Here is a 20037-nt window from a genome sequence, read left to right as displayed (position 1 = left end):
CGAGACAAGCGGCTCGCCCCGGAATGGGTAAGGGTGAGGGGCAGCGCAAACCGAGCCGATTACCCTGGCCTGCTCCAGCGTGGCGATTAATAAGGAATTGCTGCGCCGCCGATGCCGATCAGGTCGCCTGCAGCAGGTTCTCGATATCGGGTATGCTGTGGTTGGTCAGCGTCTTTGGAATTTCCGCCGTTATCTTGTCGGTGACCTCCTTGTGCAGCTTCCTGCGCATGTCGCCCAGCACCGCCGGCGGCGCGATCAGCACGATCTCTTTGAACGTGCCGCGATGCGCGAGCTTGTAGAGCCTGTCGGCAATCTCATCGGCAAAACGCTCCTTGCCGAGACGGTGCCAGTCGGTGTCCTCGACCGCACTGCGGTGGACGGAAGGGCCGTCGCTGTAGCGGCCGGGGCGGTCCGTGCCTTGTTCTCGGGTTGCCGGATTTTGCTGCTCCATCTCGTGCACGACCTGAAGGTCGGGATATTGGACGTCTCCACGGTTCTCGAGGAACAGCGCCTTTTCGCCATCTGCCACCACGATCCATAGTCCGCGTTTCAGTCTGACGTTGCTCATGGGGCGCTCCTTTTTTGATTTTTCGAGCCCATCGCCGGGCCTTTGCCGCAGGGGTGTGGCAAAGCCTAGGCCCATAAGGCAAACGCGTGCCGAGGCGGGAATGTTCCGGTATTCGGACCCGGTGCTCCGACAAGGGCCGGCAAGGGTGCGGGGCTGCCGTCGATGGCTCGGTCGGCATCCGGCGGCTTAATCTACTAAATTGATAGAATTTAGAAAAATCTGTTTTGTGCCTAGCTCCTCCAGCCGCTAAAAAGGCGGCGGATCAAGGGCCGCAACAGCAGCTTCAATCCGCTCCGCATTTGAATGTGGAATATTTTTCTCTTGGCGTTCATGCTTGCAGAAAAGAGATTGCCTGCTACCAAGCGATGCGCGAGTGGGTGCCTTCTGGTTTTTCGCGCCCTCGCGTAGAACTGACAAACGGTTCCAGGATTCCGCTCGTCATGCCGCAAGCCACGCCCAAGCTCAATGCGTTTCCCGTCTTCATGCGGGTCGAGGGCGAAGCCGTAGCCATCGTCGGCGGCGGCGAGGAGGCGCTGGCCAAGGCGCGGCTGCTCGCGCAGTCGAGCGCTGTGCTGCGCATCGTCAGCGATGCCGCAAGCGCCGATCTGCTGGCCTTTATCGCCGAGACGGGGGCCACCCACATTGCCGACGCCTATGATGCAGCACATCTCAATGGTGCGGTGATGGTGTTTGCCGCCAGCGGCGACGAGGCGCTCGACCGCCGCGTTGCCGGGGATGCGCGCCGGCTGGGCATTCCGGTCAATGCCGTCGACCGGCCGGAGCTATGTGATTTCTTCACGCCGGCACTGGTCAACCGCGCGCCGGTCGCCATTGCCATCGGCACGGAAGGCGCCGGCCCGGTCCTGGCGCAGATGCTGCGCAGCCGCATCGACCGCATGCTGTCGCCGTCGCTCGGTCCGCTCGCAGCCCTTGCCGCGTCGTTTCGCGAGGCCGCCGAAAAACTGCTGCCGAAAGGCAATGCCCGTCGCCGCTTCTGGAGCAATTTCTTTGGCGGCGCACCGGCCTGTGCCGTGGAGGCTGGCCGGCTTTCCGAGGCGCATGATGCAGCGGTCGGCCTGTTGCTTTCGAACGAACCGGCATCGGGCCATATCGCGCTTGTAGGCGCCGGTCCCGGCGCCGAGGACCTTTTGACGCTGCGCGCCCATCGCCTGCTGATGGAAGCCGACGTGATCGTCCATGACGCTCTGGTGCCGGAGGCGATCGTCGCCATGGGCCGCCGCGATGCCGAGCGCCTGCCGGTCGGCAAGCGCAAGGGCTGCCATTCCAAGAGCCAGGCCGAGATCAATGCGCTGCTGGTCGAGCTTGGTCACGCCGGCAAGCGCGTCGTGCGGCTGAAGTCCGGCGACCCGCTGGTGTTCGGCCGGGCCGGCGAGGAGATGGCGGCCCTTCGCGATGCAGGCGTCGCCTGCGAGGTGGTTCCGGGCGTCACCGCGGCGTTTGCCGCCGCCGCCGATTTCGAACTGCCGCTGACGCTGCGCGGCGTGTCGTCGTCGATGGTGTTCACCACCGGCCACGACCTCAAGGGAAATTCGCTGCCAGATTGGGCAAAGCTCGCCATTTCCGGCGCGACAGTCGCCGTCTATATGGGCCGCTCGGTCGCCGCCGAGGTCGCCGGCCGGCTGATCGAAGCCGGCCTGTCGCCGGATACGGCCGTCGCAGTGGTCGAGAACGCCAGCCTTGCCAACCGCCGCCGATTCCACGGCACGCTCGCCGACCTGCCATCGCTGGAGGCGCGTGCCGACCTCAGCGGCCCGGTGATGACCATCATCGGCGACGCGGTCGCCGGCGCCAATTTCGAACGGTCGGAGCCGCTGGCGGCACACAGGCAGGAAAGCGCGGCCCGTGCTGCCGCGCAAGGAGTGAACCAATGAAAGTCCTGACCGCGAACCGCCTCGCCGACGGCATAGCCGTCTGGTACGCCAATGGCGGCTGGGCCGAGACCATCGACCATGCCGACATCGCCCATGACAAGGCGGCCGAGGACCGGCTGGAGGCGATCGGCGCCAAGGCCTCCGCCAACAACGAAGTGGTCGACGTCAACCTGATCGACGTGACCGTGGCCAACGGCAAGGTCGAGGCGGTCCGGCTGCGTGAAAAGATCCGTGCCGCCGGCCCGACGACCCGCAACGATCTGGGCAAGCAGGCCCGTCCGCAAGCCGCACGCGCGGCATAGATGACACAAGCATGATCCCGATCATGCTCGAACGAAAAAAATAACGGGCGGACGCGCCCGGAAAGACCTGAATATGTACCGTTACGATGAGTTCGACCACGATTTCGTCAAGGCCCGCGTCGCCGAGTTCAGCGACCAGGTCGCGCGGCGGCTTGCCGGCGAGATCACCGAAGACCAGTTCCGGCCGCTGCGGCTGATGAATGGCGTCTATCTGCAGCTGCATGCCTATATGCTGCGCATCGCGGTGCCCTACGGCACGCTGAACAGCAAGCAGCTGCGCATGCTCGGCCATATCGCCCGCAAATACGACAAGGGTTATGGCCATTTCACGACGCGCCAGAACATCCAGTTCAACTGGCCGGCGCTGTCGGACATTCCGGCGATCCTGGCCGACCTGGCAAGCGTCGAGATGCACGCCATCCAGACCAGTGGCAACTGCATTCGCAACGTCACCGCCGACCACTTCGCCGGCGCCGCCGCCGACGAGGTTGCCGATCCGCGCCCCTATGCCGAAATCCTGCGGCAATGGTCGTCGGTGCATCCGGAATTCTCGTTCCTGCCGCGCAAGTTCAAGATCGCGGTGACCGGCGCCGAGCGCGACCGCGCCGCCATCCAGACGCACGACATCGGCCTGCATCTGAAGAAGAACGCCGCCGGCGAGCTTGGTTTCGCCGTCTATGTCGGCGGCGGCCAGGGCCGCACGCCGATGGTGGCCAAGAAGATCCGCGACTTCCTGCCCGAAGCGGATCTGTTGTCCTACTGCACGGCGATCCTGCGCGTTTACAACCTCTACGGCCGTCGCGACAACAAGTTCAAGGCGCGCATCAAGATCCTGGTCCATGAGACCGGCGTCGAGGAGATCACCCGCCAGGTCGAGGCCGAATGGCAGGAATTGAAGGACGCCGAGCTGAGGCTGCCGGAAGAAGACATCCGCGCCATCGACGCCTATTTCGCGCCGCCGGCGCTTGTCGACCGGCCGGAAGGCGACGAGGCGGTCAAGCTTGCGCGGCTCGACTCCAAGAGCTTTTCCGAATGGCTGGACCAGAATGTGGTCACCCATCGCCATCCCGACTACGCGGCGGTGACCATCTCGCTCAAGGGCATCGGCGAGACGCCGGGCGACGCCTCCGACAGCCAGATGGAAGCGGTCGCCGACATTGCCGAAAAATATTCATTCGATGAGTTGCGCGTCAGTCACGAGCAGAACCTGATCCTGCCGCATGTGGCGCGTGCCGACCTCAAGGCGGTCTATGACGCGCTTGTCGATATCGGGCTGGCGACGGCCAATTCCAACCTGATTAGCGACATCATCTCCTGCCCCGGCCTCGATTATTGCGCTCTGGCGACGGCGCGCTCGATTCCCGTGGCGCAGGAAATTTCGCGGCGCTTCGCGTCGCTGGAGCGCCAGCGCGAGATCGGCGAATTGAAGCTGAAGATTTCCGGCTGCATCAATGCGTGCGGCCATCACCATGTCGGCCATATCGGCATCCTCGGCGTCGAGAAGAAAGGCGCCGAGCTCTACCAGGTGACGCTCGGCGGCTCGGCCGACGAGAACACCTCGGTCGGCGAGATCATCGGTCGCGGCTTCAGTTCGGAAGAGATCACCGATGCCATCGAGCAGATCGTCGAGACCTATCTCGGGCTTCGGCTGGACAGAAACGAACGATTCATCGACGCCTACCGCCGAGTCGGTCCCGCGCCGTTCAAGGAGGCGCTCTATGCTGGCGAAACCAAGGCCGCTTGACCGTATCGTCGACGTCGAGGCCGGCATCGCCGCCCAAGCGGCAGGTCTCGACGCGCTCTACGGCAATCTGAAGCCGCTGGAGATCATCGAGCGGTCGGCCCGGGAATTCTTTCACGGCGAAATCGCCGCCGTCTCGTCCTTCGGCGCGGATTCGGCGGTGCTGCTGCACATGATCGCCGAGATCGACCGCACGCTGCCGGTGATCTTTCTCGATACCGGCAAGCATTTCGAGGAGACCCTCGGCTATCGTGACGCGCTGGCCGCCGATTTCGGGCTGACCGATATCCGGGTGATCAGGCCCGACGATGCGGCGCTGGCAAGGATCGACCCGACCGGCAATCTGAACGAGACCGATACCGACGCCTGCTGCGACGTGCGCAAGGTCGAGCCGCTGGCGCGCGGCGTCGAGCCGTTCCGCGCATGGTTCACCGGCCGCAAGCGCTTCCAGGCGGCGACCCGGGCAGCGCTTCCGGTGTTCGAGGCGGTCGGCTCGCGCATCCGCATCAATCCGCTGGCGCACTGGACGACATCGGACCAGGCCGGCTACATGCGCGCACATGTGCTGCGTGAAAACCCGCTGGTCGCCTATGGTTATCTGTCGATCGGCTGCTTCCCATGCACGCAGCCGGTGCAGCCGGGCGACGACGCGCGCAGCGGCCGCTGGGCCGGGCACGCCAAGACCGAATGCGGCATCCATTTGTCGGGGCTGGAAAGATCGCTGACCGACGCCTCGCTTTAGGGTCTTATTGGGATCCAGGATTTTTGGCATTCAGATTTTGGACTTGGGAAATTTCTTGATGAGCGACTTGATAGCCGAAAACGCCACGCGGCTGTGGACACCGGATGGGTTCCGCGAGGACGAGTGGGTTCATGCCGAAAGCGCCGAGGCGCTGGTCGGCAATGGCCGCGTCATCCTGCCGCTGCAGGCGTTTCTCGGCCTCGATCCGGAGGTGCGGCGGTCGGCGAAGGAACGCATCGGCGTGCTGCTGCAGCCCGGCGACCAGCTCGAAAAGATCGCCGGCCTGCTCGATCAGCTGTCGCTGGTGGCGCTGGCCTTCCCGGCGTTCAATGACGGCCGCTCGTTCTCCAAGGGCGAATTGCTGCGCAGCCGTTACCACTTCACCGGCGCCATGCGCGCCACCGGGCAAGTGCTGGTCGACCAGCTGCCGCACATGCTGCGCCTCGGCTTCGACGAATTCGAGATCTCGCACCCGGTGCTGCTGAAGCGGCTCGAGCAAGGCCGCACCGGCGGACTGCCGCTGTTCTACCAGCCGGCGGTGAAGCCGGAGGCCAAAGGCCCGAAATATTCCTGGCGGCGGGTGCGCGCCGGCTGATCCGCCCCAGAGGGCCAGAAACCCTATCTGGTCGGACCACATTCCCGATTCGGCCTTTTATTTTGCGCCTCTCCACCTTAGGATAGGCCTATTATTTCGCGCTCCGAATAAATGTGGCCACAAGGGAGGAACCGGATATGGCTGGCAAGAAGATATTGATGCTCGTTGGCGAGTTCAGCGAGGAATACGAGATTTTCGTCTTTGAACAGGCCATGCACGCGGTGGGCCATACCGTCCACGTCGTCTGTCCCGACAAGAAGGCCGGCGACATCCTGAAGACCTCGCTGCACGACTTCGAGGGCCACCAGACCTATACGGAAAAGCTCGGCCACGACTACATCCTCAACAAGACGTTTTCAGAGGTCAACCCGGCCGAATACGACGCCGTCTACGCGGCGGGCGGGCGCGGGCCGGAATATATCCGTATCGACAAGCGCGTGCAGGCGCTGGTGCGGCATTTCCATGAGACGGGAAAACCGATCTTCACCATCTGCCACGGCGTGCAGATCCTGATCGCGGTCGACGGCGTGGTGCGCGGCCGCGAAGTCGCGGCGCTGCAATATTGCGAGCCGGAAGTCACGCTGGCCGGCGGCATCTATATCGATGTTGCGCCGACCGGCGCCCATGTCGACGGCAATCTGGTGTCGGCCAAGGGCTGGCCGGGCCTTGCCGCCTTCATGCGCGAATGCCTGAAGGTGCTGGGCACCGAGATCCGCCAGGGCGAAATCCTGATGCGCGACCAACGCCGGGCGGCTTGAGGCTCGGAATTTGGAGCCGCCGCACTCTTCGTGCGGCGGTGCGTCTACACGGCCATCCGCGCTTCGCGGAATGATACCAGCTTGCTGCGGCTCTCGTCCCACAGCGCCAGCTTGACGCAGCGCAGGCTGTCGAGAAGCGTGACGCGGCCGATCTCACGCAATTCCGGATAGTCCCTCAGCACTTCCGGAAGGCGGTAGCATGGCACCTTGGCCGAGAGGTGGTGCACGTGGTGTACGCCGATATTGCCGGTAATCCAGTTCAGCACCGGCGGCAGGTCGTAATAGGACGAACCGTGCAGGGCTGCGTGCTGGAATTCCCACTCGGAGTCCTTTGTCCACTCCGTCTCCTCGAACTGGTGCTGAACATAAAACAGCCAGATGCCGGCCGATCCGGCGAGGATGACGATCGGCAAATGCACGACCAGGAACGCGCCGGGGCCAACGAACCAGATGAGCAGCGCGGCGATGACCGCGATGGCGAGATTGGTCGACATCGACGACACCCAGGGGGTGAGGCCGCCCCGCATCATGCCCAACGGCAGTCTCTGCTCGAAAATGAAGATCCATATCGGGCCAAGGCCAAACATCACCAGCGGATGGCGATAGAGGCGATAGGCGAGCCGGCCCCGCCACGACAGTTGCCGGTATTCGGCGACGGTCAGTGTCTTGATGTCGCCGGTGCCGCGCTCGTCGAGATTGCCGGCGCTGGCGTGATGGGTTGCGTGGGCGCGGCGCCAGCAATCGTAAGGCGTCAGCGTCAGCACGCCAAGCACGCGGCCGATCCAGTCGTCGGCATAGCGGTTGGCAAAGAAGGAACCGTGGCCGCAATCGTGCTGGATCATGAAGATCCGCACCAGAAAGCCGGCTGCCGGAAGGATGAGGACCAGACCCCACCAATGGCCATAGGCATAGGCGGCCGAGGACAGTGCCCACAGCGTGGCGAAGGGGATGAGGGTGATGGCGAGTTCGACGGCGCTGCGACGCCTGTCGGGCTTTTTATAGCGCGACAGGATCTTCAACCAGGCGCGTTTGCTGTTTGCCACAGCTTCGGGGGAAATCATGTTCATCATGAAACATAGTCGGAGCAGGGCGCTGCCGCAAGGCGGAGATCACGCAAAGTTACTGCGCGTAAATGTCGCGCGATGGCAAGGAATGCCGGCCACAACCGCCGGGCGCGGCGCCGGCAACGGCGCCTACCGACGGCGCCCGCCTGCGACCACCTTGGCTTCCACGCCGTCCAGGCGGTCGAGCAATTCCTTCAGACGGTCGGGAATATCGGACTCCGTGCGGAAGGCCGGCAAGGTGCGCAGAAAGCGCTTGGTCGCCTCGGTGCCGAGCTGGCGCCGGATATCGGCGGCGAGCCCGTCGCGTTTTTCGCCGTTCCTGCGGGGCATCATCTCAAAATCCTGTGTCGGCTTCGAAACTCTTCCAAGGGAGGAATGGTTCCCGCATTGTAGTGTCTCGGCAAGCAAAGCCGTCGGTTACGGTAAAGTTTGAATTAAAATCGAAAGGTTTGCGCGGCCCGCCATCAGGCCGCGGCAGCGGCTGCAGTATCGCTTGCCCCTTGATTTTTGGCCGCTAAACCTCGATATCGGGCGCAAATCCACACCATTCGAAAAATGACGGGAAACGGCGATGAGCGACCAGGCAAAAGACGAACGCGCGCCCGATGCAGCCGAGAAGACCGAGGCTGCCGCGGAGCCAAGGGAAGGCGGCGTCGACGGCGACTATGAAGCGCTTGTGCGGCTTCTGAAGGAAAACGAAGAGCTGAAGGATCGCGCACTGCGCGTCGCGGCCGACATGGAGAATTTGCGCCGCCGTACCGCCCGCGACGTCCACGATGCGCGCGCCTATGCGGTCGCCAACTTTGCCCGCGACATGCTTTCGGTGTCAGACAATCTGCGCCGTGCCCTGGATGCCATCCCGGAGGAGGCCAAAGCTTCGGGCGATGCCGGGTTCAAAGCGCTGATCGACGGCGTTGAGATCACCGAGCGCGCCATGCTGTCGGCGCTGGAACGTCACGGCGTGAAGAAGCTCGAACCCGAGGGCGAGAAATTCGATCCGAATTTCCACCAGGCGATGTTCGAGGTGCCCAATCCCGACGTCCCGGCCAACACGGTCGTGCAGGTCGTGCAGCCCGGCTATTCGATCGGCGAGCGCGTGTTGCGGCCGGCCATGGTCGGCGTCGCCAAGGGCGGTCCCAAGCATGTGGCAAGCGAAGCGCCGGTCGAGCCGGGGCCGGTCAACGAGCAGGCTGAGAAGGATGCGTGAACTGGGAATAGTGCACCGTTCTGCAGCAACCGTCACCAAAGCGTGAGGGATGATCGACCGCCCCCCAACCTGTCCGATTTCAGGGGGCGATCAAACAGGTCGCCGTGCAGGGCTTTCCTGCCCCTCAGCCCAGCAGTTCACAGCCATAGCGGCGAACCACGTCGGGGAATGTCTCCATGTCCGGCATTCCTTCTCCGTCCGGAGGGATGCGCCTGTCGTCGGTGGGCACACTGGTCGCCCTCAGAAGTTCCTCGAAACCGCCAGGCGTGAAGAAGAACAGCATGCGGGCCGGCCCACGCTTGACCGTATAGCGGTGCGGCACGTCGCGTGGCCCAAAGAGAAACGAACCGGGTCCAGCCATTATCTTCCTGCCGCCGATCTCGAACTCGATCTCGCCTTCCATCACCTGGAATGACTCGTCCTCGCGATGGTGCACATGCAGCGGCGCCTCGCCTTCATTCTCGAGCACTTCGATCAGCGTGAACTGGCCCGCCGTCTGGGCCGCTGTCGCCTTGATCACCGCCAGCGAGCCAAGCCACCAGCGTGCCTCTCCTTCCAAGGGGTGACTGCAAAAGGCGTGGGGAGTGCTCCTGCCAGCTTCGCCGCCAGCCACGGCCGCCACAGAATGGTAGCCGACCTTGATCGAGGCGGAATTCACCATCGAGCAATAGTTTTTGATGCCGGGCAAAGTAGACCAGACTTCGCCAGCCGCCTTGGCGCTGTCTATGTCCGCCCATTCGAATATCTCCGTCCAGCCGCCTTCGGATTTGAGCAGGCGACGGTTGAGGAAACCCTTGAGCTTTCGCACCTCGTCATTCACTTCATCCCTGGTCTGCAGGAACATCTGCTCGGTGAATCCGGGCTTCAATGCAAATTCGGTGATTTCAACGACATTCGTGTCCATGACTTCCTCCCTTTGCTATCTGACCTTTGTTTCGCCTCCCGCATTCTGTTCGCTCAAGACGTGCTCGTTCGGCCTTGGCCTTTGAGCCAGCAGAGCGCCATTTCTGTTGCCGTTTCGACGGCGAGGTCCACCGCCATGCCGCGTATCCGCATCGCGTTGAACGTCGGAAAGTCGAATAGAAAGCTGATTGCCTGCACGACATCATTGCCGGGACTGTCGTGCGCCAGTGCCTCGCGCACGAATCCGGCCACCATGTGTCGCAGGTATTCCTCCCATTCCCGCATGGCCGGAAGCTCGCGCTCGCGCAGGTCGCTTTCGAGATGCCGTCCGCCACGGTGGTAAAAGGCGAACAGCTCGTTGGCGACCCGGCGCAACCGTTCTTTAGGGTCCGTCGCCCCGCCGATTATCTCAGTCACCGATTCGGGCGACGGAGGACGCAGGCGCTCCATCAGCAATTCGCCGCACGCCGGCACCAGGTCGTCCAGAGTAGGAAAATGCTTGTAGACGGTGCCAACGGCGACATCGGCTTCCGTAGCGATGTCCTTCCAAGTCGTGCCAAAGATGCCGTTCTGGGTGTGCAGCTTGATTGTCGCGTCGAGAATGCGCTGCCTCGTTTTGGCGAAGGCGGCAGTCCGGGAACCCATGCTGTAGCGGCGAGGGGACATAGACGTCCACCCAAATAATTGAATGAACGATTCAATCATTTAATTTATCTGGAGTCAATCCAGATTCGCAGGAGCCACTCGCTATTCCCCACTCGCTATTTCATTATTCACCCCATGAACCCGATCGAGCTTCTCGACTATGCCGGCGTCGCAGTCTTCGCGGCGACCGGTGCGCTGGCCGCCTCGCGCAAACAGCTCGACATTATCGGTTACCTGTTTCTGGCTAGCGTTGCCGGCATCGGGGGCGGAACGTTTCGCGACGTCATCCTCAACGTGCCCGTGTTCTGGGTGGGAAACCGCGACTATGTGCTAATCTGTGCGGCGGTGGCGGTCGTCGTCTTCTTCAGCGCACATCGTTTGGAGTCGCGCTACAAATTGCTGCTCTGGCTCGACGCCATAGGTCTTGCCGCATTTTCGGTGATTGGCGCGGCCAAGGGGCTGACGATCACCGGGTCACCTGCAGTTTCGATCGTCACCGGCATGCTCACCGCAACCCTTGGCGGCATTCTGCGCGATCTGTTGACAGGCGAGCCTTCGGTGCTCCTGAGACCGGAGATCTACGTTACCGCAGCGCTTGCCGGCGCCGGCCTCTACACACTTGGCGATTTCGCCGGACTGCCGCCGCTTGCGTCGGGCCTGGCAGGTTTCATGGCGGCTTTCTGCGTACGCGGCGGCGCGCTGAAATTCGGCTGGGCCTTTCCGTCCTACAAAAGCAAGCCTGGCCGGCGTCCGGAAGATATTCCCTGATTTAAGGTGTCAGGCCGCAAACCGTTGCGCTTCCCCGCCATAATAATTGACGTAGCGGGCACCGATCTCCTTGACCGGCATCACCACGAACACGTCGACCGTCGAGAATTCACGGTCGATGACGCAGCCGTCGCCGATGCGCGCGCCGACGCGCAGATAGCCCTTGACCAGCGGCGGCATCGCGGCGATCGCCGCCTTGGCATTGACGGCCTCGATCGGCATCAGATCCATGGAACAATAGCGCCCGGCGACAGCACGCACGTCCCACGATGAATTCGTCCGGCAGTGGTGGGCAAGATAGGTCAGCGCCTCGGCATGTGCCGCCGGCACAGTGCCGTGGAACGACGCGCAACCGGTCATCACGCCGATGCCGTAATGGTTGATATAGGCCCAGATGCCTTGCCACAGCGCCTCGATGGTGCGCTTCGAGCGGTATTCCGGCAGAACGCAGGAGCGGCCGAGCTCGAGGAAGCGCTGGCCGGGATGCCGCGCGATCAGCTTGGTCAGCTCGAATTCGCCTTCGGAATAGAAGCCGCCGGCCGCCGCGGCAATCTCCTGCCGCAGCAGGCGGTAGGTGCCGACAATGCGGCGATGCTCGGGGCCGGAAAGCGACGTATCGAAGACCAGCAGATGGTCGCAGAGGGGATCGAAGCGATCGGCGTCGCGACGGTCCTGCATCTGGAACAGGTCCTTCCTGGCGCCAAGCTCGTCGTAGAACACCCGGTAGCGCACTTCCTGCGCGGCAGCGATCTCGGCCTCGTTGCGGGCGAGCCGCACTTCGAGATTGCCGATGCGGCCGAGCGATGCGCCTTTTATGACGGCATCGGCGTTCCGGCCGACGAGCAAAGGCCCGCTGGCGTTCGGCCGAGCATCACATTCCGGCATGACTGTATGCACGAGTGATTCTCCTTCGAGCCATCCCTCTTGGCACGGGGATACGGTGTAGGTGCAACAGGATTGTGACAGTACCGTGATACGGCTCTGCGGGCAATACTTCGTCGGCTGGGTAATCTATCAACCGTCTATGTTGTGCCTCAGGCGGCCACTTGGCCCTCGACCGCATGAACCAGGGCATCGGGGTCGAGCGGCTTGGTGACGAAGCCGCTGGCACCGTGAGCGAGCACGGCGTGGCGGGTCTTTTCCTGGCTGTCGGCCGACAGCACCATGATCGGCACCGGCGGCACCGCGGTCTCCTCCTCATGGCGGCGGATGGCGGCGATGGCGTCCAGACCGTCCATGACAGGCATGTGCAAGTCCATCAGCACCACGTCGTAGCGGTGCTTGTGGCCGGTGCTGATGACCGCCTCGACGGCGGCCTTGCCGTTGCCGACCACTTTGACGCGATGCCCGGCCTTCAGGAGGGTGGCGCGGGCCAGCATGGCGTTGATGTCGTTGTCCTCGGCGATCAGCACTGACAGGCCCTGCTGGCGGCCGCCAATGGCGTGCCCAGCCTGCGCGCCGCGCTTTTGCAATTGCGGCTCGGCGATGACCGGCGCATGGCTGGTCAAAAGCACGCGCAGCAGTGTCTCGCCGCGCACCGGCCTCGCCAGGAAGGTGGCATAACCGTTGGCACGGAACTCGCCAAGCATGCCGCGGTCGGTGGGCGCGATCAGCGTCACTGCCTCGCAATCGGCAAATCCGCTCTGGCGCAGGCGCCTGAGCAGCCTGCCGTCGCTTTGCTCCATGGCAGCATCGATCAGCAGCACGTCGCAGCCCTCGGCGAAAGGGGTGGCCTGGGCGGCGGCGGTGGCCAGATCGACCGTGCCGCCATTGGCGCGAATGGTGCGGGCAATGGCTTCGGCCTCGACCAGGTTCTTCGACACGATCACCGCATGCCGGCCCGACAGCGGGTCCTGCCGGATCTGCGCCGCCTCGACGGCGGAAATAGCGGGAATATCGAAGACGAACTCGGACCCCTGGCCAAGCCGGCTCGACACGGAGATGGTGCCGCCCATGGCGGTCACCAGGCGCTTGGAAATGGCAAGACCGAGGCCGGCACCGCCATGCGCACGGGTCGAGGTGCCGTCAGCCTGTTCGAAGTCCTCGAAGATGCGCTCCATGTCCTGCTCGCGCAGACCGGGGCCGGTGTCTGAGATGGTGAAGCGGATGCGGTCGGTGGTTTCGGTGCGGACGCGGGCGATGCTTGCCAGGACACCGCCGCTGTCGGTGAACTTGACGGCGTTGCCGATGAGGTTGAGCAGCACCTGCCTGACCCTGCCGGGGTCGGCGGTGATCAGCTGCGGCACGTCGGGTTCGACATGACAGCCGAGGCCGATATCCTTGGCAAAAGCCCGCGCCGCCAAAAGCTCGACGACATTGTCGGCGATCTCGCGCACCGACATCGGCTGCGGTTCGGGATCGAAGCGGCCGGCCTCGATCTTGGAGTAGTCGAGCAGGTCCTCGATCAGCGCCAGCAGCGCGCTGGCCGAGGTCGAGATGGCGCCGACATAGGTCCGCTGCTCGGGCGAAAGGCTGGTGTCGGCGAGAAGCCGGGCCATGCCCATGATGCCGTTCATCGGCGTGCGGATCTCGTGGCTGACTGTGGCGAGGAAGCGCGATTTGGCCTGGCTCGCATATTCGGCCCGCTCGCGGGCGGTGATCAGCGAGGATTCGGCGCGCTTGCGGGCAGTGATGTCGCGGGCGATGGCGCGATGCGAGACGGCGCCGCTGTCCTTGTCGCGCACCGACAGCTCGATCCAAGAGAACCAGCGTGGGCCGTCCGGCGTGCGAATGGCGACGTCGGTGGAACTCAGGCATTCATGGTCGGAAAACGCGGCGTCGGGGACGATGCCGACATCGATGCCCAGTTCGGCCAGGGTCTTGCCGGCAAGGTCGCGCTGGTCGGTTTCGACAAGGTCGGCGAAGACCTTGTTGGCGTAGACGATGTGGCCGTCGCGGTCGCGGTGGACGACGAGATCGCCGAGTGCATCGATCAGACCGCGAAAGCGCTCCTCGCTCTCCTGCATCTCCCACATGCGGTCGGCAAGCGTCTCGATTTCGGCGCGGCTGCGGGCGGTCGTGGCATCGAGCAGGGCCACCGCGCGGCGTTCGGTGCGCCTGTTGCGCAGATGCATGGCGAGCCCGGCGATGGCTGTCGCCAAAAGGCCGATGGTGATGAAGATCGGCGCTCCGGTCAGATGCGAAAGGCCCGCCAGCACGACGATGGCGACGAGCGTCAGGAAGGGCAGGCCTTCGCGGTTGGAGGCCGGCAGTTCCGGCGCCAGCGGCGGCGCGGCGACAAGCTGCCGTCCTGGCGCCTCGGGGGCCGTCCCGTCGGCCCGTTCGGCTGGTTCCGCCTCTCTGATGCCGGGTTCCGCAATCATACGGAACTCCTGCCAGACAGAGCTTATCGAAGGTTGTGGTTGATCGTTCGAATTTTAGCGGTCGCGCTCTTTTTTGTCCCTTTGGGGCTCACATATCCACCACCACGCGGCCGCGGATCTTGCCCTCGACGATGTCATGCGCGGCGCCGATGATGCCGTCGAAGCCGATGCTCGTCGACAGGCTGGCAAGCTTTGTGTGGTCGAGATCGGTGCCGATGCGGCGCCAGGCCTCGAGGCGGACCGCCTTGGGCGCCATCACCGAATCGATGCCGAGTAGCGAGACGCCGCGCAGGATGAAGGGGGCGACGCTTGCCGGCAGGTCCATGCCGCCGGCAAGGCCGCAAGCGGCGACGGCGCCGCCATAGGAAGTCATCGACAGAACGTTGGCCAGCGTGTGGCTGCCGACCGCATCGACGCCGCCGGCCCAGCGTTCCTTGGCGAGCGGTTTTGCAGGCTGGGCAAGCTCGTCGCGTGAAATTACTTCCGCGGCGCCAAGGTCTATCAGATACGGGCTTTCGGCAGCGCGGCCGGTCGAGGCAATGACGTGATAGCCGAGGCTGGACAGGATCGAGACCGCGACCGAGCCGACGCCACCGGCAGCGCCGGTCACCACCACCGGGCCGCGGTCGGGCACGATGCCGTGGCGCTCCAGCGCGATGACGCAAAGCATTGCGGTGTAGCCGGCGGTGCCGACCGCCATCGCATCATGCGAACTCATGCCGTCCGGCAGCGGCACCAGCCAGTCGCCCTTGACGCGGGCGCGTCCGGCAAAGGCGCCGAAATGCGTCTCGCCGACACCCCAGCCGTTCAATATGACCTTGTCACCCTTGCGCCAGTCGGGACTGGAAGACGAGATGACGGTGCCGGCGAAATCGACGCCCGGCACCAGCGGCCAGCGGCGGATCACCGGCGCCTTGCCGGTGATTGCAAGGCCGTCCTTGTAGTTCACCGTCGTCGCCTCGACCGCGACGGTGACATCGCCTTCCATCAGGTCTGCTTCGGTAAGCTCGGTCACCGCGACCGACTGGTTTTTCTCGGCGTCGCGCGAAACGAGGATGGCTTTGAAGGTTTCGGGCATTTTTTCTCCTCGGGCTTGCAGATCAGAATGTGCGGCGCCAGGCGAGTGAGGTCAATCGCCCGACGTTCCGCGCCGCCAGCCAATGAGTTCGTCGAAGACGACCAGCACGGCACCGACCGAAATGAAGGCGTCGGCCAGGTTGAAGACGGCGAAGGACCAGACCGGCGTATGGAACAGGACATAGTCGATGACATGACCATAGGCAGCGCGGTCGATCAGGTTGCCGAGTGCGCCGCCGACGATCAGCGCGAAACCGATGCGGGCGAGCAGGTGGCCGGGCGGCGTGCGGGCCGCAAGATAGAGCACGAAGGCGACCACCAGAACCGCGACGACCACCAGGCCGGTGTCGCCGAAGGACGAAAACAGCGAGAACGCGATGCCGGTGTTGTAGGTGCGGTACAGCGCCAGGAACGGCAGCAACTCGAGCCGTTCCTGAAAGGCAAGGCCGGTTTCGACCAGATATTTCAGCCACTGGTCGAGCGCTATCGCGGCGACCACCAGAAAAGCGTAGGGGCTCCAGGATTTCATGGTCTGCAGTTTCACGGCTTGGGATGTCATGATCCGGCGTCCTCAGGGCCGAGCTTCAGTGCGCCGCGCCGGATCTCGAACAGCATGACGCCGGTGGCCACCGCAAGGTTGAGCGAATCGGCGCGGCCGGCCTGCGGTATCCGCAGCAGCTTGTCGCAGCTTGCGGCGAGCTCGTCAGGCAGGCCTTGCTGCTCGTTGCCCATCATCAAAAGCACCGGGCCTTTTGAAAAATCGACGGAGCGGTAGTCGACCGCACCGTTCAGATGGGTGCCGGCGACAAGGCCGGGGAAGCTCTTGCGCCAGGCGAGAAAAGCCTCGGGCGTCGCCTTGGCGACCGGCACGGCGAAGATCGAACCCATGGTGGCGCGCACCGTTTCGACTGAAAAAGGATCGGTGGTCTCGCCGACCAGGATGACGCCCCTGGCACCGACAGCGTCGACCGTGCGGATGACGGTGCCGAGATTGCCGGGGTCGCGCACGCGGTCGAGCGCCACCCAGACGTCGCCGTCCTGGACGCGGATGTCCTTCAGCGGCAGCAATTTCTGCGAGAACACGCCGACGACCATTTGCGGATTGTCGCGGCGGGTGATGGCGACCAGTACCTTTTCCGAGACTTCAAGTACGGTGCCGCCGGCTGCAACCGTGCGCGCCGCGACCTTTTCGACTGCCGCATTGCCACGTCCGGCCTTGGCGAAGACCAATGTCCTGATCGACCAGCCGAGATCGAGCGCGTCGATGACCAGCTTCAGGCCTTCGGCAATGAAGGCATTCTGCTGGTCGCGGAATTTCTTCAGCGCGAGCGCCTTGATGTCCTTGACCAGCGGGTTGGCGAGGCTGGTGACTTCCTTCACCTGCCCTGGCGCGCCCGCGTGCCGTTCGTACGCACTCATTCAGGCCACCCAGCGAGAGAACAGCGAGGTCGAAAGCGCCCGGCCGGCGGATTTCTCGCGGATGATCAATTCGCCCGATTCGACCGTGCCGCCCATGCCGGCGAAGGTGTCGCGCATCAGGGCATGGATCGCGAAAAACGAGGCGCGGATCGAATAGGCGGTCAGTACCACGGCGAGCGGCTTCGGCGTCAGGATCGCGCGGCAGATGTCGGTCAGCGCCGGCAGGTCCTCGAACAGCTGCCAGACCTCGCCTTTCGGTCCGCGGCCATAGGCCGGCGGGTCGAACAGGATGATATCGTAGCGGCTGCCGCGGCGCTCCTCGCGTTCGGCGAATTTCACGGCATCGTCGACGATCCAGCGGATCGGCTTTTGCGACAGGCCCGCCATCTCCTGATTTTCGCGCGCCCAGCCGATCGCCTTCTTGGAAGCATCGACATGCGTGACCTCGGCGCCGGCACGCGCCGCCACCAACGAGGCAAGGCCGGTGTAACCGAACAGGTTCAACACCTTCACCGGCCGTTTTGCCGCCGCGATCAGTCCGGCCATGTGGTCCCAGTGCGAGGCCTGCTCGGGAAAGACGCCGACATGGCGGAACGATGTGAAGCGGCCGAGATAGTCGATGCCGTCGTGCTTCATCGGCCATGTCTCGCCGAGCGGCGTCTTGGGGAAGCGCCAGCGGCCGATGCCTTGCTCATCGGTATCGCCGGTGAAAATGGCGTCGGCGCGCTCCCAGTCCCTGGCCGGCAAGGCCTTTTGCCAGATCGCCTGGCCCTCCGGCCGAACGATGCGGTAAGGGCCGTATTGCTCGAGTTTTTCTCCGCCGCCGCTGTCGAGCAGCGCGTAGTCCTGATTGGGGCCGACCTCGAGGATCAGCGGCAGATGTTCGGCAGGCAGCGCGCCACCGCGGCGGGATAGAGGTCGCGGCGCGGCTTTCGGCTCGGACCGGTTCTGCGGTTTAGGCTCCGAGCCGACGGTCAGGCCGGCATCGCGCCGCCGCGGCTGCTCCGCCCCGCCCTTCGCGGGCGGGCGGCTGTCGCGGCGTCTGTCGCGAAAAGGTTTCAAGAAGGCGCATCTCCGGAAGGCGGCTCGGCCGCTTCTGCCACAGCACATTGACCGGCGCAACAAAAGGGCTGCGGACGTGCGCAACCGGATCAGCCGCGCCTGATCGACACCAGGCCGATTGCGAGCGCTATGAAACCAACGGCCTTGAAGCCGGTGACGACCATATGACCGGTTTCCCAGCGGCTCCGGATCGTTTCGAAATTGTCGGGGATCGGTCCAGGCACCCAGGTGGCCAGGACATCGTTTGCCGGCTTGACCAGGGTAAACCACGCCACCAGGGCCATCAGATAAAGCACGGTGGCGGCCAAGACCCACCAGAATGCCGGGCGATCGCTGCGCAGCATCCAGGCGAGGAGGCCCGGACAGACGATCGCCGCCGCGTCCAGCGGTGCGCCGATAATCGCGAAGAATTGGAACTGAGCGTTGAAGACAGTGGTGTCACGCCAGAGCGAAGGCGGCCATTTGGTCAGCCGCGGCACCGATTCCAGCACATGGGCGAAGGACGGCCCAAGGCTGAGCGCAGCGACGGTGGCGGTCAAAACCGACCAGAACAACAGAAAACCGCGTATATCCATAATGGCCAGACAACGGCGTCAGGCCGCAGACGTTCCGGTCGGCGATCATCTCGCTTGCCGCCGAAAGCGCCGGCGCACTATCGTCCATTCAAATTGGGCATCCATCCAAACCGGGTTGCGATCCATGTCCCGCGCCGAACGCCTGCTCGAGCTGATCCAGATCCTGCGCCGGCATCGCCGGCCGGTCAGCGGCCGCAGCCTTGCGGGCGAAATGGGTGTGTCGATCCGCACGCTCTATCGCGATATCGCCACGCTGCAGGGGCAGGGCGCGCCGATCGAGGGCGAGGCGGGGCTGGGTTACGTGCTCAGGCCAGGTTTCATGCTGCCGCCCTTGATGTTCACCGATGAGGAGATCGAGGCGATCGTGCTCGGTTCGCGCTGGGTGGCCAAGCAGCCGGACTGGCGGCTTGCGAACGCCGCCACCGACGCGTTGGCCAAGATCGCCGCGGTGCTGCCGGACGATTTGCGCGAAGAGCTCGATGCCTCGACGCTGCTGGTCGGTTCGCGCACCCCGGTCACCGAAGGCATCGATCTCGGCGTGGTGCGGCAGGCCATCCGCGAGGAGCGCAAGCTGAGCTTTGTCTATCGCGATGCCGGCGGCGCTGCCTCCGAGCGCACCGTCTGGCCGTTTGCACTCGGCTTCTTCGACAAGGTGCGCGTCGTCGCGGCCTGGTGCGAGATGCGCCAGGATTTCAGGCACTTTCGCGCCGATCGGATATCCGGCCTCAATGCCACCGAGATGCGCTATCCGCGCCGCCGTCAGGTGCTGCTCAAAGAATGGCGGGCGACGCTCGACACGCCAAGCTAAGACCGCTGCTCAGTTGGACTGCTGCCAGAATCTGGCAGTGGCGTAAGCTATGCTCCTCCAGTCGAAACCATCTGGAGAGCAATTCATGACACCGCCCAATTTCGTCATCCTCTATGTCGACAAGCCTGAGCAAAGCGGCGCCTTCTACAGCGCGCTGCTTGGGCGGCAGCCGGTCGAGACCTCGCCGACCTTCGTGCTGTTCGTGCTCGACAACGGCTTCAAGCTCGGCCTCTGGTCGCGTCACACCGTGGAGCCGGCCGCCGCGGCAGCAGGCGGCGGCGCCGAGATCGTCTTTGCGCTGGACACGCCTGACAACGTCGATGCCACTCACGCCGACTGGGCCGGACGGGGTCTGACCATCCTGCAGAGCCCGACCAACATGGATTTCGGCCGCACCTTTGTCGCGCTCGATCCGGACAACCACCGGCTGCGGGTTTATTGGCAAAGGGAGTAAGGGAGTAGGGGAATACGGGAGTAGGGGAGTAGGGGAGTAAGGGAGTAAGGCAGTACGTGACAGGAAATATAGCTGGCGCGGCGCCGCACGATCAGTACGGTTTCCTACTCCCCTACTCCCCTACTCCCCTACTC

At 64.1% G+C, this 20037-nt stretch carries 22 protein-coding genes; 10 read left to right on the top strand and 12 right to left on the bottom strand.

Translation table 11 applies throughout. The features are described from left to right. Window positions 1–118: 118 nt before the first annotated feature. Entirely contained in the window at window positions 119–568 is a 450-nt protein-coding gene (locus AC0L2Y_RS25945; protein ID WP_473560433.1) for a baeRF12 domain-containing protein, read from the bottom strand. Between the two features lie 440 nt (window positions 569–1008). On the opposite strand from AC0L2Y_RS25945, the gene cysG reads away from it, so the two are divergent. From cysG to AC0L2Y_RS25915, 6 genes are all read left to right on the top strand, one after another. After that, window positions 1009–2460, top strand: a complete 1452-nt coding sequence (gene cysG, locus AC0L2Y_RS25940; protein ID WP_473560432.1) for a siroheme synthase CysG — start codon at window positions 1009–1011, stop codon at window positions 2458–2460. Next, on the top strand, window positions 2457–2762 hold the full coding sequence (locus AC0L2Y_RS25935) for a DUF2849 domain-containing protein (protein WP_352863943.1): 306 nt from the start codon (window positions 2457–2459) through the stop codon (window positions 2760–2762). Before cysG ends, AC0L2Y_RS25935 begins: the two co-directional genes overlap by 4 nt. 73 nt (window positions 2763–2835) lie before the next feature. Further along, the gene (locus AC0L2Y_RS25930) at window positions 2836–4506 is read left to right on the top strand and encodes a nitrite/sulfite reductase (RefSeq protein WP_023718939.1); all 1671 of its coding nucleotides are present in this window, start codon (window positions 2836–2838) and stop codon (window positions 4504–4506) included. Beyond that, window positions 4481–5245: a phosphoadenylyl-sulfate reductase gene (locus AC0L2Y_RS25925; protein WP_473560429.1), complete on the top strand. Its 765-nt coding sequence runs from the start codon at window positions 4481–4483 to the stop codon at window positions 5243–5245. Before AC0L2Y_RS25930 ends, AC0L2Y_RS25925 begins: the two co-directional genes overlap by 26 nt. Window positions 5246–5303: 58 nt before the next feature. Beyond that, complete coding sequence (locus AC0L2Y_RS25920) at window positions 5304–5840, top strand: DUF934 domain-containing protein (protein ID WP_352488612.1); 537 nt, start codon at window positions 5304–5306, stop codon at window positions 5838–5840. Between the two features lie 137 nt (window positions 5841–5977). Next, window positions 5978–6598 carry a DJ-1/PfpI family protein gene (locus tag AC0L2Y_RS25915; RefSeq protein ID WP_352665649.1) on the top strand — a complete coding sequence of 207 codons (621 nt, stop codon included), beginning with the start codon at window positions 5978–5980 and terminating at the stop codon, window positions 6596–6598. Between the two features lie 44 nt (window positions 6599–6642). Here AC0L2Y_RS25915 and AC0L2Y_RS25910 read toward each other — a convergent pair whose 3' ends face one another. Together AC0L2Y_RS25910 and AC0L2Y_RS25905 are read right to left on the bottom strand one after the other, a co-directional pair. Continuing rightward, the gene (locus tag AC0L2Y_RS25910; RefSeq protein WP_023675248.1) at window positions 6643–7665 is read right to left on the bottom strand and encodes a fatty acid desaturase; all 1023 of its coding nucleotides are present in this window, start codon (window positions 7663–7665) and stop codon (window positions 6643–6645) included. A 126-nt stretch (window positions 7666–7791) separates the two neighbouring features. Next, window positions 7792–7995, bottom strand: coding sequence for a hypothetical protein (locus AC0L2Y_RS25905; protein ID WP_023675249.1), 204 nt, complete (start codon window positions 7993–7995; stop codon window positions 7792–7794). A 238-nt stretch (window positions 7996–8233) separates the two neighbouring features. On the opposite strand from AC0L2Y_RS25905, the gene grpE reads away from it, so the two are divergent. Continuing rightward, window positions 8234–8869 (top strand): nucleotide exchange factor GrpE, encoded by a 636-nt coding sequence (grpE, locus tag AC0L2Y_RS25900; protein ID WP_352488613.1) that lies wholly within the window; start codon window positions 8234–8236, stop codon window positions 8867–8869. Between the two features lie 124 nt (window positions 8870–8993). Here the strand turns inward: grpE and AC0L2Y_RS25895 are convergent, their stop codons facing one another. Continuing rightward, window positions 8994–9773 carry a cupin domain-containing protein gene (locus AC0L2Y_RS25895; protein WP_473560427.1) on the bottom strand — a complete coding sequence of 260 codons (780 nt, stop codon included), beginning with the start codon at window positions 9771–9773 and terminating at the stop codon, window positions 8994–8996. Window positions 9774–9826: 53 nt separating this feature from the next. After that, window positions 9827–10477, bottom strand: a complete 651-nt coding sequence (locus AC0L2Y_RS25890; RefSeq protein WP_473560426.1) for a TetR/AcrR family transcriptional regulator — start codon at window positions 10475–10477, stop codon at window positions 9827–9829. A 75-nt stretch (window positions 10478–10552) separates the two neighbouring features. Between AC0L2Y_RS25890 and AC0L2Y_RS25885 the strand changes: the two genes are divergently transcribed. Next, complete coding sequence (locus AC0L2Y_RS25885) at window positions 10553–11185, top strand: trimeric intracellular cation channel family protein (RefSeq protein ID WP_473560424.1); 633 nt, start codon at window positions 10553–10555, stop codon at window positions 11183–11185. 9 nt (window positions 11186–11194) lie between these two features. On the opposite strand, the gene olsB is transcribed toward AC0L2Y_RS25885, so the two are convergent. From olsB to AC0L2Y_RS25850, 7 genes are all read right to left on the bottom strand, one after another. Continuing rightward, a complete protein-coding gene (olsB, locus tag AC0L2Y_RS25880) occupies window positions 11195–12070 on the bottom strand; it encodes a l-ornithine N(alpha)-acyltransferase (RefSeq protein ID WP_292664606.1) in 876 nt (291 codons plus the stop codon). 149 nt (window positions 12071–12219) lie between these two features. Then, entirely contained in the window at window positions 12220–14508 is a 2289-nt protein-coding gene (locus AC0L2Y_RS25875) for a hybrid sensor histidine kinase/response regulator (protein ID WP_473560422.1), read from the bottom strand. 88 nt (window positions 14509–14596) lie between these two features. Continuing rightward, a complete protein-coding gene (gene acuI / locus AC0L2Y_RS25870; protein ID WP_352488622.1) occupies window positions 14597–15586 on the bottom strand; it encodes an acrylyl-CoA reductase (NADPH) in 990 nt (329 codons plus the stop codon). A gap of 51 nt (window positions 15587–15637) precedes the next feature. Beyond that, entirely contained in the window at window positions 15638–16114 is a 477-nt protein-coding gene (gene lspA / locus AC0L2Y_RS25865; protein ID WP_352489105.1) for a signal peptidase II, read from the bottom strand. Window positions 16115–16140: 26 nt separating this feature from the next. Then, window positions 16141–17004 carry a TrmH family RNA methyltransferase gene (locus AC0L2Y_RS25860; RefSeq protein WP_473560421.1) on the bottom strand — a complete coding sequence of 288 codons (864 nt, stop codon included), beginning with the start codon at window positions 17002–17004 and terminating at the stop codon, window positions 16141–16143. Then, on the bottom strand, window positions 17005–18066 hold the full coding sequence (locus tag AC0L2Y_RS25855; RefSeq protein WP_473560420.1) for an RsmD family RNA methyltransferase: 1062 nt from the start codon (window positions 18064–18066) through the stop codon (window positions 17005–17007). Between the two features lie 89 nt (window positions 18067–18155). After that, on the bottom strand, window positions 18156–18641 hold the full coding sequence (locus AC0L2Y_RS25850; RefSeq protein WP_473560419.1) for an anthrone oxygenase family protein: 486 nt from the start codon (window positions 18639–18641) through the stop codon (window positions 18156–18158). Window positions 18642–18765: 124 nt separating this feature from the next. Here AC0L2Y_RS25850 and AC0L2Y_RS25845 point away from each other — a divergent pair, with 124 nt between their 5' ends. After that, on the top strand, window positions 18766–19449 hold the full coding sequence (locus AC0L2Y_RS25845; RefSeq protein WP_473560417.1) for a helix-turn-helix transcriptional regulator: 684 nt from the start codon (window positions 18766–18768) through the stop codon (window positions 19447–19449). Between the two features lie 85 nt (window positions 19450–19534). Then, window positions 19535–19903, top strand: a complete 369-nt coding sequence (locus tag AC0L2Y_RS25840; protein WP_473560415.1) for a VOC family protein — start codon at window positions 19535–19537, stop codon at window positions 19901–19903. Window positions 19904–20037 lie beyond the last annotated feature (134 nt).

This window comes from Mesorhizobium sp. WSM4830 (assembly GCF_055811495.1).
The sequence above is the reverse complement of the archived record's forward strand: the minus strand, read 5'-3'. Positions and strand labels throughout refer to the sequence as shown.